At 69.1% G+C, this 16,442-nt stretch carries 17 protein-coding genes and 1 riboswitch; of the genes, 9 read left to right on the forward strand and 8 right to left on the reverse strand.

The features are described from left to right. Nucleotides 1-2: 2 nt before the first annotated feature. The gene (locus tag EBN03_RS14410) at nucleotides 3-638 is read right to left on the reverse strand and encodes an MspA family porin (protein WP_122188535.1); all 636 of its coding nucleotides are present in this window, start codon (nucleotides 636-638) and stop codon (nucleotides 3-5) included. Between the two features lie 171 nt (nucleotides 639-809). Then, a complete protein-coding gene (locus EBN03_RS14415) occupies nucleotides 810-1,907 on the reverse strand; it encodes a class I SAM-dependent methyltransferase (protein ID WP_122188536.1) in 1,098 nt (365 codons plus the stop codon). A gap of 53 nt (nucleotides 1,908-1,960) precedes the next feature. Here EBN03_RS14415 and rfbC point away from each other — a divergent pair, with 53 nt between their 5' ends. Beyond that, complete coding sequence (rfbC, locus tag EBN03_RS14420; RefSeq protein WP_122188537.1) at nucleotides 1,961-2,521, forward strand: dTDP-4-dehydrorhamnose 3,5-epimerase; 561 nt, start codon at nucleotides 1,961-1,963, stop codon at nucleotides 2,519-2,521. Nucleotides 2,522-2,651: 130 nt separating this feature from the next. Here the strand turns inward: rfbC and EBN03_RS14425 are convergent, their stop codons facing one another. Genes EBN03_RS14425 through EBN03_RS14440 form a run of 4 tightly spaced genes read right to left on the reverse strand, consistent with a single transcriptional unit; the run spans nucleotide 2,652 to nucleotide 6,416 of the window. Then, entirely contained in the window at nucleotides 2,652-3,683 is a 1,032-nt protein-coding gene (locus tag EBN03_RS14425) for an NAD-dependent epimerase/dehydratase family protein (protein ID WP_122188538.1), read from the reverse strand. Nucleotides 3,684-3,685: 2 nt separating this feature from the next. Beyond that, on the reverse strand, nucleotides 3,686-4,357 hold the full coding sequence (locus EBN03_RS14430; RefSeq protein WP_233608385.1) for a PIG-L deacetylase family protein: 672 nt from the start codon (nucleotides 4,355-4,357) through the stop codon (nucleotides 3,686-3,688). Then, a complete protein-coding gene (locus EBN03_RS14435) occupies nucleotides 4,336-5,118 on the reverse strand; it encodes a glycosyltransferase family protein (RefSeq protein ID WP_122188539.1) in 783 nt (260 codons plus the stop codon). The genes EBN03_RS14430 and EBN03_RS14435 overlap by 22 nt, the downstream gene beginning before the upstream one ends. Before the next feature lie 41 nt (nucleotides 5,119-5,159). Then, nucleotides 5,160-6,416, reverse strand: coding sequence for a class I SAM-dependent methyltransferase (locus EBN03_RS14440; protein WP_122188540.1), 1,257 nt, complete (start codon nucleotides 6,414-6,416; stop codon nucleotides 5,160-5,162). Nucleotides 6,417-6,926: 510 nt separating this feature from the next. Here EBN03_RS14440 and EBN03_RS14445 point away from each other — a divergent pair. Together EBN03_RS14445 and EBN03_RS14450 are read left to right on the forward strand one after the other, a co-directional pair. Beyond that, a complete protein-coding gene (locus EBN03_RS14445) occupies nucleotides 6,927-8,417 on the forward strand; it encodes a sugar transferase (RefSeq protein WP_122188541.1) in 1,491 nt (496 codons plus the stop codon). 53 nt (nucleotides 8,418-8,470) lie between these two features. Beyond that, entirely contained in the window at nucleotides 8,471-9,088 is a 618-nt protein-coding gene (locus tag EBN03_RS14450; protein WP_122188542.1) for a phosphatase PAP2 family protein, read from the forward strand. Here EBN03_RS14450 and EBN03_RS14455 read toward each other — a convergent pair. Together EBN03_RS14455 and EBN03_RS14460 are read right to left on the reverse strand one after the other, a co-directional pair. Further along, nucleotides 9,069-9,962, reverse strand: a complete 894-nt coding sequence (locus EBN03_RS14455; protein ID WP_122188543.1) for a nuclease-related domain-containing protein — start codon at nucleotides 9,960-9,962, stop codon at nucleotides 9,069-9,071. The two genes, EBN03_RS14450 and EBN03_RS14455, sit on opposite strands and share 20 nt — an antisense overlap. 149 nt (nucleotides 9,963-10,111) lie before the next feature. Then, entirely contained in the window at nucleotides 10,112-11,788 is a 1,677-nt protein-coding gene (locus EBN03_RS14460) for a GMC oxidoreductase (RefSeq protein ID WP_122188544.1), read from the reverse strand. Nucleotides 11,789-11,912: 124 nt separating this feature from the next. Between EBN03_RS14460 and EBN03_RS14465 the strand changes: the two genes are divergently transcribed. From EBN03_RS14465 to EBN03_RS14490, 6 genes are all read left to right on the forward strand, one after another. Continuing rightward, the gene (locus EBN03_RS14465; protein ID WP_122188736.1) at nucleotides 11,913-12,563 is read left to right on the forward strand and encodes a CDP-alcohol phosphatidyltransferase family protein; all 651 of its coding nucleotides are present in this window, start codon (nucleotides 11,913-11,915) and stop codon (nucleotides 12,561-12,563) included. Continuing rightward, complete coding sequence (gene gcvH / locus EBN03_RS14470; protein ID WP_122188545.1) at nucleotides 12,560-12,958, forward strand: glycine cleavage system protein GcvH; 399 nt, start codon at nucleotides 12,560-12,562, stop codon at nucleotides 12,956-12,958. Before EBN03_RS14465 ends, gcvH begins: the two co-directional genes overlap by 4 nt. Nucleotides 12,959-13,105: 147 nt before the next feature. Beyond that, nucleotides 13,106-13,561, forward strand: coding sequence for a glycogen accumulation regulator GarA (garA, locus tag EBN03_RS14475; protein WP_122188546.1), 456 nt, complete (start codon nucleotides 13,106-13,108; stop codon nucleotides 13,559-13,561). 16 nt (nucleotides 13,562-13,577) lie between these two features. Next, a complete protein-coding gene (ftsR, locus tag EBN03_RS14480) occupies nucleotides 13,578-14,405 on the forward strand; it encodes a transcriptional regulator FtsR (protein ID WP_122188547.1) in 828 nt (275 codons plus the stop codon). A 91-nt stretch (nucleotides 14,406-14,496) separates the two neighbouring features. Further along, nucleotides 14,497-14,970, forward strand: coding sequence for a bifunctional nuclease family protein (locus EBN03_RS14485; RefSeq protein ID WP_122188548.1), 474 nt, complete (start codon nucleotides 14,497-14,499; stop codon nucleotides 14,968-14,970). 513 nt (nucleotides 14,971-15,483) lie between these two features. Continuing rightward, nucleotides 15,484-16,071 (forward strand): MerR family transcriptional regulator, encoded by a 588-nt coding sequence (locus EBN03_RS14490; protein ID WP_325052076.1) that lies wholly within the window; start codon nucleotides 15,484-15,486, stop codon nucleotides 16,069-16,071. Nucleotides 16,072-16,183: 112 nt separating this feature from the next. Further along, a riboswitch (glycine riboswitch) is annotated at nucleotides 16,184-16,278 on the forward strand. Nucleotides 16,279-16,442: the final 164 nt, after the last annotated feature.

The following is a 16,442-nucleotide window of genomic DNA, read 5'->3' on the forward strand; positions in this document are numbered from 1 at the left end:
ACTCAGATGGTCCAGGGCTGGCCGTAGGTGACGACCGTGTCGCCCTCGGCGCTCACGATCCGCACGAAGGGCCGGATGTGGGTGGGGCCCAGGACGCCGGTGACGGTGCCGTGGAAGCCCTGCATCCGCAGGAAGCCGTCGGCGCCGCTCACGTCGCCGCCGGTGGCCTCGATGGTCTGGATGCCCGGACCGAAGCCCACGCTGATGTCGATCCCGGCCTGCGGGATCAGGTCGGTGAACGTGGGGCCGAACTCGCCGGTGCCCCAGGTCGGACCGATGTTCAGACCCGGGGTGCTGTAGGAGAAGCGCAGCTTGCCGTCCAACGTCGCCAGGTAGCCGACCTCGTAGCCCATCGTGATGTGGCCGTGCCAGTTGTCGGCGTCCGGGCCGTCGATGTGGTAGGACGCGGTGCCGCTGTGGAACCACTCCCGGGTGAGCGGGCTACCGTCCAGCGGTGGCACGAAGTTGATCTGCGTGTCGGACTCGATCGCGTTGACGGTGCGGCTGTGCTGGTCGACGATGTTCGCCGTGGCGTCGACATCGGCGGCCGCGGTACCGGCGGCAACCGAGAGTGCGATCGAGGCAAGGGCAGTCGCCACCGTCGCGCGAGAAAACCCGCGCGTTGGAGTGTTGCTCATCTATTCACCTGTTTCCCTCATCAGATTGGTGCGTCGTACTCGGGTGAAGCGTTGTCGAACAAAGGCAGCCGCGGGTTATCACGACGTTATGATTCGTTGACTTTCCCCCCGCGTCGATACGAGACCTACCAACGGCCCGAGTAGCAGAGTAATGCTCGGGAGGTCTTCGCGCTACCGCTCCGGAAACCGAAATTCGGCCGCCCACTTGCCATTCAGAGCCGGATAGGCGGACCGCACCTCGTCGAGCAGGTCGGGCACGGTGAGGAGCACGCGATCGGGGTTCGCGGCGACCAATTGCTCGGGTGTGATGATCGGAATATCGGTGCCCGGCATGCGTCGTCCGTGCTTGCCCGGCGACGCGTCGGCAACCCCCGCCAGCAATTCCCGATCCAGCCCGGCGCGGGCGAACAGCGCCACGGCCCGGGAAGCGGCGCCGTAGGCGTAGCTGCGCTGCCCGCGCGCGGCCGCCTCGGCCAGCCCGGCGCGCAGTTCCCGGACCTGCCGATCGGCCTCCTGCTGGAGCGTGGCGGTGCCCGCCACCGTGGTGAACGGGTTCTCCAGTGCCAGTAGACGATCCAGGTCGCTGTCAGGCCGGGCCGGTGCGGTGGAGTGGACCGCGGCCACCAGGACCGTGCCGCCGTAGAGGTCGAATTCCCAGGCCCGTACGACCCGCATCCCGGCGCCGGCCAGCATCCGGCGCAGCACCGGCAGCGTGTAGTACGCGAAGTGCCCGTGCCGCAACGCATTCCACTGACCCTGCGCGACGATCGTACGCAGCGAGTGGAACTGCAGCAGCAACACCCCGCCGGGGCGGGTGGCGGCCGCGCGGGCGGCCACGGCCGCCGCCTGATCCGGTTCGTGCATCATGCCGAAGCTGTCCAGAACCACGTCCGCGGCCGCGTCGGCGGTCTCGCGGTAGCCGCGCTCGGTCAACAGCGGGATCCAGGTGCCGCCGTGCGGGCTGCCGAACTCGCGGACGGTACCGCCCGGCAGCCACCCGGCCGCGGCGACCCGGGCCACGGCGTCGGCGGCCTGGTCGCGCAGCGCGCGGGGTTCGACGCCGCGGGGTTCGTCGGCGACGGTGTCGTCGTCGGCCAGCTGGGCGAGACCGCAGCCGCCGCACAGATCCATGGCCAGGTCGTGCGCCTGGTCGGTCACCGGATCGTCTTCGGCCGGAAAGTGATCGGCCGCGGGCATGGCGCCGAGGTCGAGGATGCGAGTCAGGTCGGTGCCACCGCAGGCGCGGCAGCCGCGGGCCGGCTCGGTCATCGGAAATCTCCCGTGGGTGCGACGGTGGCGGCCCGGCGTGACAGCATGGACCGGTGCGTATCGAGGCGGCCGAATTGGCCGATGTGCTGGTGCTGACACCCGAACCGTTCCGGGACGAGCGCGGCCTGTTCACCAGGACGTTCGACGCGGCCGAGTTCGACAGCTACGTGGGCGAACCGGGCCGGGCGGCGAGCTTCCTGCAGGACTCGCAGTCGCGGTCGGTGCGCGGCGTGGTGCGGGGCATGCACGGCCGCGGCGGGCGCGGTGAGGCGAAGCTGGTGCGGTGCGCGCACGGTGCGGTGCACGACGTGCTCGTCGACATCCGCCCGGATTCGCCCACGTTCGGCAAGCAGCAGGCGTTCCGGCTCGACGACGAGGACTTCCGGCACCTGTACGTGCCACCGGGGTTCCTGCACGGCTTCCAGGCGCTCAGCGAGGTCGCCGACGTGTGCTACCGGATCGACCGGCCGCACGATCCCGCCGAGGATCTCGCTGTGGCACACGACGATCCGGAGCTGGGGATCGTGTGGCCGCAGCCGGTGACGATCATGTCGGGCCGGGACCGGGCGGCCGGGAGCTGGGCGCAGTTGTGCGCGGCGCTCGGGGTCGGCTGAGTCCGAATCTGATTGGCCCGCAACTGGAGTCGCCGCTGAGCCGGGCCCGCCGGGACGGATCGAGCCAGCAGAGCAGAACCGGCCCGAACCCGCACCGCGGCGGTGCCGGCGGGCCGGTCCGAATTCCCGGTCAGGCACCGACCGGGACGCGGCGCAGCTCGCCGTCCAGCGCGCCGTCCGCGGTGAGCGCCTTCAGCCGGGCCAGGCGGGTGAAGCGGTCGGTGAAGTCCTCGGTGGTGAGGCCGCGCGCGGTGTACTCCCGGAACAGCTCGGCGGCGCCGGCGGCCACCGTCCACTTCGCCTGGAAGCCGAGTTCGGTTCGGGCCCTTGAGAAGTCGACTCGGTACGAGCGCGGGTCGGCCCCGGTCTCGCCGGTGATGAGCAGCGCCGACCCGGGGACGGTGGCGACCACGTCGGCGGCGATATCGGCCACCGTGAGGTTGTTGGCCTCGTCGCCGATGTTGTAGGCGCGCGCCGAGACCACCTCGGCGGGCGCGGTCAGGCAGACGGCGAACGCCTCGGCGATGTCGAGGGCGTGCACCAGCGGACGCCACGGGGTGCCGTCGGAGAGCACCTTCACCTGACCGGTCAGCACCGCGTGGCCGACCAGATTGTTGAGCACGATGTCGGCCCGCAGCCGGGGGGAGAAGCCGAACGCGGTCGCGTTGCGCAGGAACACCGGGGTGAAGCTCGCGTCGGCCATGGCGGCGAGGTCGCCCTCGACGCGCACCTTGCTCTCCGCGTAGGGGGTCAGCGGGTTCATCGGCGCGTCCTCGCCGACCAGCCCCTCGCCCGCGGCGCCGTACACCGAGCAGGTCGAGGCGTACAGGAACCGTTGCACGCCTGCCTGTTTGGCGAGTTCGGCCAGCCGGACCGAGGCGTGGTAGTTGATGTCGTAGGTGATCTGCGGGGCGAGGGCGCCCAGCGGGTCGTTCGAAAGCGCGGCCAGGTGGATGACGGCGTCGAAGCCGGCCAGCTGGTCGGCGGTCACGGTGCGCAGATCGACGTCGAGCGCGGGCGGTTCGGCGGCGGGCAGCTCCCCGAGGACGCAGTCGGCGTAGTAGCCGATGTCGAGGCCGGTGACCTCGTGGCCGGCCGCGGTGAGCAACGGCACCATGACCGTGCCGAGATAACCCTGATGCCCGGTGACGAGCACGCGCATGGTCATACACCTCCGAAAGTCATTGCGGCCTTGGCGATCACGAAGGCCTCTGCGTAGCGGGACTTGCACTGGACACCGCGCACGCGGGCGAGGCCCAGGAAGGCTTCCTCGTCGAACCAGTCCCGGTCGTGCTGCGACGGGTAGGCCGCGAAGAGCAGTTCCACCTTGCGCGCGGCGATCGCCGGCGACAGCGGACAGAACAGGGTCGGGCGGGGAGTGTCGGTCTCCCACTTGAGGATCTCGTACCCGAGCACCATGTGGTCGCGGAACTCGGTGGGGACCAGTTCGGCCAGCAGCCGGTGATCCTGGTGCGCGTCACCGGGTTGCGGCGCGAAGACCAGGTCGGGTTCGCAGCCGCGGCGCAGTTCGCCGAGCGCGGCCTTGACCGCCGCCCAGTGCGCCGGGGTCCGGCCGTCCGGCAGCTCGAGCACCGTGAGCTCGAGATCCGCACCGGGACAGAATGATTCGAGCGCCTTGCCTTCCTCGTCGGCGCGCGCGGTACCGCCGCCGGAGAGCACCAGCGCCCGCACGCGCAGGCCCGGGTACGCGGCGGCCAGGCTCAGCAGCGTGCCGCCGGCGCCGATCGCGATATCGTCGCAATGCGCTGCGAGCAGCGCGATTTCGCGGATCTCGCCCCCGGCCGGTGCCAGGGTCAGCACTCGTCGCCCTCCCACACCATCCACGGTCGGTCACCGGAGGCGTACGCGGCGTCGAGCTCGGCGCGTTCCTTGAAGGTGTCGGCGGGCTTCCAGAAGCCCAGGTGCTGGTAGCCGATCAGCCGGCCGGTCCGGGCCAGGGCACCGCAGGCGTCCTCGACCAGGTCGCCGCCCGGGGGCAGCAGATCCAGGACCTCCGGGGTCAGCACGAAATAGCCGCCGTTCTCCCAGATCGGCAGCTTGGCGACCGGGGTGATCGTGCCGACCCTCCCCGAATCGTCCACGTCCACACAGTGGAACGACGACTGCGGCGGCACGATCATCATGGAGGCAGCGGCACCGGCGGCCACACACTTGTCGATCATCTCGTCCAGCGGCGCGTCGGTCAGCACGTCGGCGTAGTTGGCCAGGAAGTACTCCTCGCCCTCGAGGTGCGGGCGCACCCGGCGCAGGCGTTCCCCGATCGGCGACTCGAGTCCGGTGTCGACGAAGGTGATGGTCCAGTCGCTGATGTCGGTGCTCAGCATCTCGACCTTGCCGTCACGGATCACGAAGTCGTTGGAGACCGACTCCTGATAGGTGAGGAAGAAGTTCTTGATGTGGGCGGCGCCGTAGCCGAGGCACAGGATGAAATCCTTGTGGCCGTAGTGCGCGTAGTACCGCATGACGTGCCACAGCAAGGGACGCGGCCCGACCATCTGCATCGGCTTGGGGATCGGATCGTCGGCGCTGCCGCGCATGCGCATGCCGTATCCGCCGCAGAACAGGACCACCTTCATCGGTTTCGCCTCATCATTCGGGTTCGGGGCAGTACGGGATCTCAGGCCGGGGCGTCGGCCGGTGCCGGCTCGCCGGTGAGGTCCGCATAGTGCAGGTCGGGCAGCGGGTAGACCAGGGCGCCACCCCAGCCGGCGATGTGCCGCAGCTGCGCGGTGATCTCGGTCTCGAGATTCCACGGCAGTACCAGCACCACGTCGGGCCGGTCGGCGTCGATGCGCTCGGGGGCGTGGATCGGGATCCGGGTGCCGGGGGTGTAGCGCCCGTGCTTGTACGGATTGCGATCGACGGTGTAGGCCAGCAGATCAGGCCGGATGCCGCAGTAGTTGAGCAGGGTGTTGCCCTTGCCCGGGGCGCCGTAGCCGACCACCGTGCGGCCCTCGGCCCGGCAGTCGAGCAGGAAGCGGAGCAGTTCGTGGCGGACCTTCTCGGCGCGGGTGCGCAGTTCGGCGTAGCCGGCGGGGGTGTCGAGACCGGCCTCGGCTTCGAGGGTCAGGACCTCGGCGACGCGGGGGCCGACCTCGCCGGCGCCGTCGGGACGCGCCCACAGCCGCAGCGAGCCGCCGTGCGTCTCGAGTAGTTCGACGTCGACCAGGGTCAGTCCGGCGGTGGCCAGCGCGCGCTGCGCGGAATGTACTGTGTAGTACTGGAAGTGCTCGTGGTAGATGGTGTCGAACTGGCCGTGCCGCACCAGATCCAGCGCGTGGTGCACCTCGATCGAGAGCCAGCCGTCGTCGGCCAGCAGCGCCCGCAGCGAGCGGGTGAAGCCGAGCAGGTCGGGGATGTGGGCGTACACGTTGTTGGCCACCACCAGCCGGGCCGGGCCGTGTTCGGCGCGCACGGTCGCGGCGAGTTCCTCGTCGAGGAAGGCGGTGAGCGTGGGTACGCCCTTGTCCCGGGCGGCGGCGCCGACGTTGACCGACGGCTCGATGCCCAGGCAGCGGACTCCGGCGGTGACGGCGTGCTGCAGCAGATAGCCGTCGTTGCTCGCGATCTCGACCATGAGGGTGTCGGAGTTCAGGCCGAGCCGGGTGATCGCCTCGTCGACGAACAGTTTGGCGTGCGCGACCCAGCTGTCGGAGTAGGAGGAGAAGTACGCGTACTCGGTGAACGTCTCCTCGGGCGTGATCAGCGCCGGGATCTGCAGCAGCAGGCACTCTTCGCACAGCCGCAGGTGCAGGGGGTAGGTGGGTTCGGGCAGGTCGAGTTCCGTCGCCGTCAGGAACTTCTCGCAGGGTGGGGTGGCGCCGAGGTCGAGAATGCTCAGCAGACGATCGGAATCGCACAGACGGCAACGCACGAGGGAGTACCCCCACCTTTCCCAGAAAGACTGTCGACGGCACCCGAGCGGGCCCCACGCACTTCTTCGTTGTCGACCGCCGCTACGTTACAACATGTTTCGCTCACGGGATGGCCCCGTGGCGGTTGCCGGAAGATGAAGTTTCGTGTACGGCGAGGGTAGCGGGTCGGTGGGCAATCGTCAGGATTGTCGGAAAATGATCTTTCCAGCAATTCGTCCCATGCGTCCGGAAACTCTTCTACCTGCGGCGATATGGTCCGGAGGGGGTTCCGGGGACACATTCCGGGCGGTCGGTTTACCGGCGGCAAATCATGAGATACCTTGCTGTTGCGGAGCATTCGCCGAGCAGTGGGTTGGAGGCATGGGTAACATTCGGCAGCGGGTCAGCGAAAGTACGTCGACCCCGAATGGTTGTCACCGAATGATCCGGCTGCTTTCGTGTGAGGACCTCGGGCGTCTGGTCAGAGGAGGCTGGACCCGAGTCGTCTCTCGGGGGAGGTGTGTACATCCATGAGTTTCGAGGTTCGAGCGCAACGGGCCGTGTCCGACATCACGGACCGGCGTCCGGTGCGTGGGACGTGGCGGCGGGCATACGTCCGGCGGCTGCAGGTGAGTGACATCGTGATCGTCGCCCTGGCGGTCGGAGCTGCCCAGGTGCTGCGGTTCGGCGATACGGTCGGCCCGCCGCTGGCCCTCACCGCGCCGCTGGAGGTCCGCTACACCGTCGTCTCGGTGGTGCTGGGCGTGGCGTGGGCGGTCTGCCTGACGGCGTCGGGCAGCCGCGCTGAACGTGTGATCGGCAGCGGCACAGAGGAATACCGGCGACTGGTCGGCGCGACACTGCAATTGTTCGGTGCGGTGGCGATCGGCTCGCTGCTGCTGCGCGTCGACGTCGCCCGCGGCTACCTCGCCATCGCGCTGCCGCTCGGCCTGATCGGGCTCATGATGGAACGCCGGTTGTGGCGGCAGTGGGTCTCGGCCCGCCGAGCCACGGGGGAGTTCGATCACCGGGTACTGGTGGTCGGCAGCCGTTCCGCGGCCGCCGCCACGGCCGCCGCCTTCAGCCGCTCGCCCGAGGCCGGCTATCGGGTGGTCGGGCTGTGCACGCCCGGAATCGAAGTCGGGCCCGAGGTGACCGTCGACGGCCGGGCGATCCCGGTGCTGGGCGACGACCTCGACGTGCTCACCGCGGTGCGGCGCAGCGACGCCGACACCGTGGCCGTCACCGCCACCGACAATATCGGGCCCGGCGATCTGCGCCGCATGGCCTGGGAACTCGACCCGCTCGGCGTCGAACTCATCGTGACCTCCGGCCTCGCCGACATCGCCAGCGTCCGGCTCACTCACACCGTTATCGCGGACATGCCCATGCTGCACGTGGAGAAGCCGCGCTACGACCGCGCGAAGTCGGCGCGCAAGAGCGTGTTCGACGTGTGCTTCGCCCTGACGGCGCTGATCCTCATCGCCCCGGTGCTGGTGGCGATCGCGATCGCGGTGAAGGTGACCAGTCCCGGCCCGGTGTTCTACCAGTCGGAGCGAATCGGCCGGGGCGGCAAGCCTTTCCGCATGATCAAGTTCCGCAGCATGTACGCCGACGCCGACGCCCACATCAGCGCGCTGATCGACGCGCAGGGCGGCAACCCGGTGTTCTTCAAGCTGCGCGACGACCCGCGGGTGACCCCGGTGGGCCGGGTGATCCGCAAGTTCTCCCTCGACGAGCTGCCGCAGTTCTTCAACGTGCTGCGCGGCGAGATGAGCGTCGTGGGTCCGCGCCCGCAGGTGCAGCGCGAAGTCGACTCCTACGATGGCACGATGCGCCGCCGGCTGCTGGTGAAGCCGGGCGTGACCGGGCTGTGGCAGGTGAGCGGCCGCTCCGACCTCTCACCCGAGGACGCCATGCGGCTGGACCTGAACTACGTGGAGAACTGGTCGATGGTGCTCGATCTGCTGTTGGTGGCCAAGACGATCGGCGCGGTCACCCGGGGTGACGGGGCGTACTGACCGGCACGCCGCGGGCGCCGCGGTGACGCGCCCGGGCCGTATGGTCTTCGATCGTGAATCGTTCCACCGCCGCGGTCCTGGCCACCGTCCTCACCTGCCTGCTGGTGACCGTCGCACTGCCACTGTCGTTTCCGTCGGCCGGGCCCACCGGCTTCGACCGGTCGGCCGATGACCGGCTGCACGCGGCCCTCGACGGCCACCACGGCGTCTACCGGGTACTGGTGACCCCCAGCGATCCCTGGGTAGTGCTGCCCATCCTGCTGGCCGCCGCGCTGTGGTACCTGCGCTCGGACCGCTGGCGTGCCGGATTCCTTGTGGTCGCACCGGAATTGGCGGTGCTGGTGAACACGGCCGCGCTCAAGCCGATGTGGCATCGGCACCTGAAGGACTACCTCGCCTACCCGAGCGGGCACACCGTGCAGTTCGTCGCGGTCGCGACGGCACTGGTGCTGGTGGCCGCGACGCGGCGGGTCCGCGCGATCCTGGCCACGCTGTCGGTGGTGCTGCTGGCGGCCGTCGCGGTCGGCATGGTCGGCGTGGGCTACCACTACCCGACCGACATCCTGGGCGGGACGGCGACGGCGGTGGGACTGGTGACGGCCCAATGGGCAACTGTCCGTGGCCGTTTCGCGGCGAACCCGCCCGCGGGGTTCAGTGCGAGGAGGCCATGAGGATCGAGATCACGAACCACAGCACCCACGCGGCGGCCACCAGCATGCCCGCCGACAGCAGCACCCGCATGATGCCGCTGCCCAGCTGGATCTCTCCGGCCCGGCGGGGATACAGCTCCCACGGCGCGTACCACGGCGAGGCCACCTCGAACGGTCGGCGGGGCCGCTCGGCCTCGAGATAGGCCAGCTGCTCGAGATACGCCTCCGCCTGCGCCTGCTGGGGGCCGCCGTACCATAGGGTGGCGTCGATCGAACCGCCGAAACCCTCGTCCACCAGATCCTGCGGGCCGGGCAGCAACGGCAGGATGCTCAGGCCCCGGAAGGCCAGTGCCACATCGTTGATCGTCCATTGTGCGCGGCCCTGGGAGGCCACCGCCTGCAGATACTGGTGCAGCGCATACGGATCGTTGCCGACGATCACCTCGAAGCCGGGATCGCTCCACAGCGGCCGCAGCCGCACCGAGGTGCCCGGCTGCGGCACCACCAGCACCACGCCCTGTACCACGCGCTGCCCGAGACCGTGTGCGGCAAGCCAACTCTGGAGCGCATAGGTGTGGTCCCGGGAGGCCTCGAGCGGCCCGCGGCTGCTGCCGCCCTCGAGGGTGACCAGCCGGTTGCCGACCCGCCACGGCCCGTCGTAGGGCACCTCGATTTCGCCGTCGACGGCTTCGGTGAGCGTGACGGCGTCGATGATCACGCACCCGGTCGGCGTCCACACGACCGCGTCGAAGCGGTGCAGCCGGTCCTCGAAGAAGAGGCTGGTGTTCACCGTCGTGACGCCGTGCGGATCGCCGGGACCCTTCCAGGTGCGCAGCCAGTCGATGAGGACTCGCTCGGCCTGGGTGCCGGCGGGGTTCTGCACCCGTACGAGCATGCCGTGCCTCCACTCTCGTCGAAACCGGTGAACATTGCCCGGGCCCGCGTGGGCACGCTGCTGTGCCCCCCGGCGCGATCGGACGGTCCGTAGCCCAAAGCATAAGGGCCCGGACCGGTTCCGCGCGGTAATGGTGGCGTGCGCGCCCGTCAGTCGACGGATGCGATGGGCAGCCGCAGCGCGCCCGGCGCGGCGGCCGGGACCGTCGGCGCCTGCGGCGGGACCGGCCGGATCCGCCGATACCGGCTGCCCAGTGGCGGCCGGGTGTCGGGCTCACCGCAGTTGGGCCAGAACGCCATCGCGCGTTCGGCCTGCGCGGTGATGGTGAGCGACGGGTTCACACCCAGGTTCGCGGTCACCGCCGAACCGTCGGCGATGTGCAGGCCCGGGTGGCCGAACACACGCTGATACGGGTCGACCACACCGGTGTCGGCGGTCTCGCCGATCACGCAGCCGCCGATGTAGTGCGCGGTCATCGGGATGTTGAACACGTCCATGATCACGTTCTGCGGGTCGCCGTCGACCTTGGCCGCGAAGCGGCGGCCGATGTCGTGCGCCAACGGGATCCAGGTCGGGTTCGGCCTGCCGGTGCCCTGTCTGGTGCGCAGCATGCCCCAGCGCCGGTAGGAGGTCAGCGAGTTGTCCAGGGACTGCATGACGAGCAGGATCACCGACTTCTCCGACGCGTGCCGGGCGTTGAGGCTGCGCGCGAACACTACGGGGTGCAACAGGATTCCGAGCAGGAAGCGCAGGAACCGCAGCGGGCCACCGTCGACCATCGGTACCGCGAGCGCGGTCATCGCGTTCTGGCCCTTGCCGTAGTGGCACACCTCGATGTGGGTGTCGGGTTCGGGATGGATCGAGGAGGTGATCGCGACGCCCTCGGCGAAATCGTCGCGGGCGCGGCTGGTCACGTTGAGGATCGCCTCGGAGTTGCTGCGGGTCAGCTCGCCCAGGCGCGGTGACAGGTTGGTCAGCACGTGCTCGTCGCGCATCTTGTGCAGCAGCTTCTGGGTGCCCAGCGCGGCCGCCGCGAGCACCACCTGCTCGGCGGTGAAAGTCTTGCGGTCCTTGCGAATCGAGCGATCGGAGCGGACCGTCTCGACGGCGTAGCCGCCACCGGCGATCGGGCGCACCTTGGTGACCGTGCGCAGTTCGAAGACGTGCGCACCGGCCTGCTCGGCCAGGTACAGGTAGTTCTTCGGGGTGGTGTTCTTGGCGTTGTGCGGGCAGCCGGTGAAGCAGCGCGCGCAGTTGATGCAGCCCGCCCGGCGCGGCCCGGCGCCACCGAAGTAGGGGTCGTCGACCTCCTCGCCGGGCGCGTCCTCGTTGAAGAACACCCCGACGTTGGTCGGGTGGAAGGTGTCGCCCTTGCCCAGGTCGTCGGCGATCGAGCGGATCACCTCGTCGGCGGCGGTCATGCGCGGGTTCGGGTTCACGCCCAGCATGCGCTTGGCCTGGTCGTAGTACGGGCTCAGCTCGGCCTGCCAGTCGGTGATGTGCGCCCACTGTTCGTCGGTGTAGAACGTCGGCAGCGGCTCGTAGAGAGTATTGCCGTAGATCAGCGAGCCGCCGCCGACGCCGGCCGCGGACACCACCGCGCACTTGCCCAGCACGCTGATCCGCTGCGGGCCGGTCATGCCCAGTCGTGGCGCCCACATGGACTTGCGCAGATTCCAGTTCGTCTTCGGAATCGACTCGGCGGGCCAGCGCCGCCCGGATTCCAGCACCGCGACCCGGTAGCCCTTCTCGGTCAGCCGCAGCGCGCTCACGCTGCCGCCGAACCCGGATCCGATCACTACCACGTCGTAGTCGAAGCCGGCCATTGCCGTCCCTTCAGTCTGAAACAGGATCGGTTTCATTCTGGCATTGGTGGCTACCGGCACGTACTCGGCGGCGGCACCGGGTACCCGTAGCGTGCCCGAATGGCATTCCGCCGCCGAGTGGAGTATGGGTGGGCGTGTGACCACCGAAGCCGCCGGTGCGGACCGCATCCTCACCGTGCCCAACGTCCTCAGTGGCATCCGCCTGCTCGGTGTCCCGCTCCTGCTGTGGCTGCTGCTCGGCCCGCACGCCGACGGCTGGGCGTTCACGCTGCTGATCGTCAGCGGCCTGACCGACTTCCTGGACGGCAAACTGGCTCGGCTGCTGGATCAGTCGTCCCGGCTGGGCGCCCTGCTGGACCCGCTGGTGGACCGGCTGTACCTGGTGGCGACCGTGCTCGGGCTGATGCTGCGCGGGATCCTGCCCTGGCCGCTGGTGCTGGTCCTGCTCGCCCGCGACGCGATCCTGACCGCGCTGCTGCCCGTCTACCGCCGCCGCGGCCTGCCTCCGCCGCAGGTCATCTACCTGGGCAAGGCCGCCACCTTCGCGCTGATGTCGGCGCTGCCGTGGTTGCTGGCGGGCCGGATGGACTGGCCCCTGGCAGGTTTCGCACACGCCTTCGGCTGGGCACTGATGGTGTGGGGCGTGGTCGTGTACGTCTGGACCGGGCTGCTGTACCTGGGTAAGGCGGTTGCCGTGGCGCGGGCAGTGCCACCGGGACCGGCTAAGGTGACTCCGACGGCTTCGGAGCATCCGGTGAAAGGACAAGGCCTGTGACGGAAACACCCGACAATCTGCGCTACACGGCGGAGCACGAATGGGTGGATCGGGTCGGTCCGACCCGTGTGCGGGTGGGAATCACCGATTTCGCCCAGGCTCAGCTCGGGGACGTGGTTTTCGTGCAGCTGCCGGTGATCGACACCGACGTGAAGGCCGGTGAGGGCATCGCGGAGGTCGAGTCGACCAAGAGCGTGTCCGACATCTACGCTCCGCTGACCGCGAAAGTCGTTGCGGTGAACGAGGCTCTGGACGACGAGCCGGAGCTGGTGAACAGCGAACCCTACGGTGCCGGCTGGATCTTCGAGTTGGAGTTCGACGCACCCGCTACGGCCGACGCCGCAGTGGCCGAACTCCTCGATGCCGCAGGTTATCAAGGAGTTATCGAGGGCTGATTCGGCCTTCACAGTTCTACCTGCACGGGCACACCGTGGCAGGGTACGGTCAATGCCAACTACAGGTGCCGGCCGCCGAAAACGGGGGCCTAGGTGCTCGGAGTCGGACACGCGGGTACGGATAACGGTTCGAGGAGGAGAGCAAGGGTGAGCGAGCACAAAGACCCGGGTTACGGGGAGAGCGCGGCCGAGACGACGTCGGTGTTCCGCGCGGACTTCCTGAGCGAGGTCGACGCGTCGCGCTCCGGTGAGCAGCAGACCGGTGAGACTCCGGTGCAGGGTGTCGAGGGCCTGCCGCCGGGTGCGGCCCTGTTGGTGGTCAAGCGTGGTCCGAACGCCGGTTCGCGGTTCCTGCTGGACCAGCCCACGACGTCCGCCGGGCGGCACCCCGACAGCGACATCTTTCTCGACGATGTCACCGTCAGCCGCAGGCACGCGGAGTTCCGGCAGGACGACGACACCTTCCAGGTGGTCGACGTCGGCAGCCTGAACGGGACCTACGTCAACCGGGAGCCGGTGGACTCCTCGGAGCTGCAGAACGGCGACGAGGTGCAGATCGGCAAGTTCCGCCTGGTGTTCCTGACCGGTCCGAAGGCTTCCTGACCCGGGCCGGCGCGAGATGAGTGGTGCGGCGCAGTGGGCCCGGGGAGGACTGTCGATCGGTTCCGTGCTGGACCTGCTGCGCCCGGACTTTCCGGATATCACCATCTCGAAGATCCGCTTCCTCGAATCGGAGGGGCTGATCTGCCCGGAGCGCACGCCTTCGGGTTACCGCCGCTTCTCCGTCACCGATGTGGAGCGGCTGAAGTTCGTCCTCACCGCGCAGCGGGACCAGTACCTGCCGCTGAAGGTGATCAAGGAACAGCTGGAAGCGATCGACAGCGGTGCCGCGACGCTCGGGGTGCGCGAGGCGCGCGCCCGAGCGCACGGCACCGCCGCGGTCGCGGCGCCGGAATTCGGTGCCACCGGGACCGGGCGCGCGCACGTCGTGCGCCCGGCCACCGAACTGTCCGCCCCGCGCAGGCTGGGCGTCGTGCCGGGTGAGGTGTCCCCGGACGAGTTCCGGGTCGACCACGAGATCCGCATGACCCGCGACGACCTGCTGACGCAGGCCGGAATCTCCGACCAATTCCTGACCGAGCTGATCAAGGCCGGTCTCGTCACCCCGGGCGCCGCCGGGTATTTCGATACCGAGGCCGTCGTGCTGGCCCGCACCGCGCGGGCGCTGAGCGAGTTCGGCCTCGAGGCCCGCCACCTGCGCGCGTTCAAGCTGGCGGCCGACCGTGAGGCGGCCATGGTGGCCCAGATCGCGGCGCCGATCGCCAAGGGTCGCGACGCGGATGCCCGGGCGCGCGCCGAGGAAACCGTCCGCGAACTCGCGGCATTGTCGCTGACGCTGCACACCAGCCTGGTGAAGGCGGCGGTGCGAGCGGCCCTCGGCGGCTGAATGCTGGCGCTAGACTCGGTGTTACGACCGGCCGGCGAGGTGGGAGATCGAGTGTGTGCGCGGCCGGTACGAGTGTCAGCGAGGAGCGGCCATGAGTGAGATGCGTGTGATCGGCATCCGTGTCGAGCAGCCCCAGAATCAGCCCGTGCTGTTGTTGCGCGAGGTGTCGGGCGACCGCTACCTGCCGATCTGGATCGGGCAAGCCGAGGCGACCGCGATCGTGCTGGAGCAGGAGGGTGTCACGCCGATCCGGCCGCTGACCCACGACCTGATCAAGATCCTGATCCACGATCTGGGTCACACCCTCAAGGAGGTCCGCATCGTGGACCTGCAGGAGGGGACGTTCTACGCCGATCTGGTGTTCGAGAACGACCTGCGGATCTCGGCCCGGCCGTCGGATTCGGTGGCCATCGCGCTGCGGGTGGGCTGCCCGATCTATGCCGAGGAGCCGGTGCTCGAGGAGGCCGGGCTGGTGATGCCGGACGAGCGCGAGGACGAGGTGGAGAAGTTCAAGGAGTTCCTCGAGTCGGTGTCGCCGGACGACTTCAAGGCCACCGACAGCTAGCTCGGGGTAGCTACCCGCTGCCTGGGCTCGCCGGCCCGGGCAGCGGTCGTTTCGGTGCGGCTCGGGCCCTCTCGGCGGTCGGGTGGGTGCCGCGGATTTCCGGCTGGGGAGTAGCTGGGGGCAGCCGCGCGCCCGCTTCGTAAAACCGGACATATCAGGCCCATTGCCATGGGTCCGACTGTTCCGATTTTACTCGGGGTTTGAATTTGTTTACCCGCCAATGGGTTTCACCACTCTGGTACTAACGTGCCGGAAAATGATGTAATGCATTGGGGCACAAGTGAATTGGCTCGGCGATCACCACTCTAGGTTGTTGCTGCAACCCCCGGGCTAGCGGTCTTCTGTGGCTTGAAAATAGCCCCCGACCTGCGGCGTCATCAACCCTCGACCAAAGGTTGAGAAACACGCCGCGCGGGAAGTTTGAACGGCGGATCCGAGCACCGGACAATCGGGAGAGTAATCTCAGTAGGTATTCGGGCCGCTGGTCAGCGGCGATCCAGTAGGGAGTGGGCAGTGGGAGATCACACGGAGCAGGGGGCGCGCCCCGCCGCAGCTGTGCAGCCCGGGCTCTTCCCCGACGACACCGCGCCCGACGAGATGGTGGGCTACCGGGTCCCGAGCGCGTGTCAGGTGGCCGGTATCACCTACCGCCAGCTCGACTACTGGGCCCGCACCGGCCTGGTCGTCCCGTCGATCCGGACGGCGTCGGGTTCGGGGAGTCAGCGGCTCTACTCGTTCAAGGACATCCTGGTCCTCAAGATCGTCAAGCGCCTGCTCGACGCCGGGATCTCGCTGCAGAACATCCGCATCGCGGTCGATCACCTGCGCAGCCGCGGCGTCGAGGACCTGGCCGGCATCACCCTGTTCTCCGACGGCGTCACCGTCTACGAGTGCACCTCCGCCGAAGAGGTCGTCGACCTGCTACAGGGCGGTCAGGGCGTCTTCGGGATCGCGGTCAGCGGCGCGATGCGCGAACTGACCGGCGCGATCGCCGCCTTCCCGGCCGAGCGGGCCGAATCCCAGCCCGGCGCGGCGGGCGACCGTCCCGAAGACGAGCTGGCGTTCCGGCGCAAGGTCCGGATGGACCGCCGCACCGGCTAGCGGCGCGGATCACATCCGGTTCGGACGGGCCGGAATCGAGACCGGAACCACACCCCGGCGCGGGCCGGGGTGGATAGACCGGCCCGGCGCATGGCTTAGACTGAAAATGCGTCGCCACCGTGCGGGAGAGTTCCGGATTCGTTCCGGGCGCCGAAGGAGCAGCACCTCCCCGTCAATCTCTCAGGCATCAGGGACCGTGCGGATGTTCGGCGCCTCTGGAAAGTGGTGGGCCGAGATCGTGCGGGCCACCCGCCCATGGGGAAAGGGAGCGTCGCGTGCGCCCCGAATCTCTCAGGCTCCACGACAGAGGGGGAGGGCCCGACTCAGCCGACCCGTCCTCCCGTAGCGACGGCCGGCCCGCCCCACCTCTG

The organism is Nocardia stercoris (assembly GCF_003696265.1).
In the GTDB taxonomy this organism is placed as follows: domain Bacteria; phylum Actinomycetota; class Actinomycetes; order Mycobacteriales; family Mycobacteriaceae; genus Nocardia; species Nocardia stercoris.

Bases quoted from the DNA above. Each gene is read 5' to 3' on its own strand.
- EBN03_RS14410 (WP_122188535.1), bottom strand. From the start codon at position 638: ATGAGCAACACTCCAACGCGCGGGTTTTCTCGCGCGACGGTGGCGACT.
- EBN03_RS14415 (WP_122188536.1), bottom strand. From the start codon at position 1,907: ATGACCGAGCCGGCCCGCGGCTGCCGCGCCTGCGGTGGCACCGACCTG.
- EBN03_RS14425 (WP_122188538.1), bottom strand. From the start codon at position 3,683: ATGCGCGTGCTCGTCACCGGGCATCAGGGTTATCTCGGCACGGTCATG.
- EBN03_RS14435 (WP_122188539.1), bottom strand. From the start codon at position 5,118: ATGAAGGTGGTCCTGTTCTGCGGCGGATACGGCATGCGCATGCGCGGC.
- EBN03_RS14445 (WP_122188541.1), top strand. From the start codon at position 6,927: ATGAGTTTCGAGGTTCGAGCGCAACGGGCCGTGTCCGACATCACGGAC.
- EBN03_RS14455 (WP_122188543.1), bottom strand. From the start codon at position 9,962: ATGCTCGTACGGGTGCAGAACCCCGCCGGCACCCAGGCCGAGCGAGTC.
- EBN03_RS14460 (WP_122188544.1), bottom strand. From the start codon at position 11,788: ATGGCCGGCTTCGACTACGACGTGGTAGTGATCGGATCCGGGTTCGGC.
- EBN03_RS14465 (WP_122188736.1), top strand. From the start codon at position 11,913: ATGGGTGGGCGTGTGACCACCGAAGCCGCCGGTGCGGACCGCATCCTC.
- ftsR (WP_122188547.1), top strand. From the start codon at position 13,578: ATGAGTGGTGCGGCGCAGTGGGCCCGGGGAGGACTGTCGATCGGTTCC.
- EBN03_RS14485 (WP_122188548.1), top strand. From the start codon at position 14,497: ATGAGTGAGATGCGTGTGATCGGCATCCGTGTCGAGCAGCCCCAGAAT.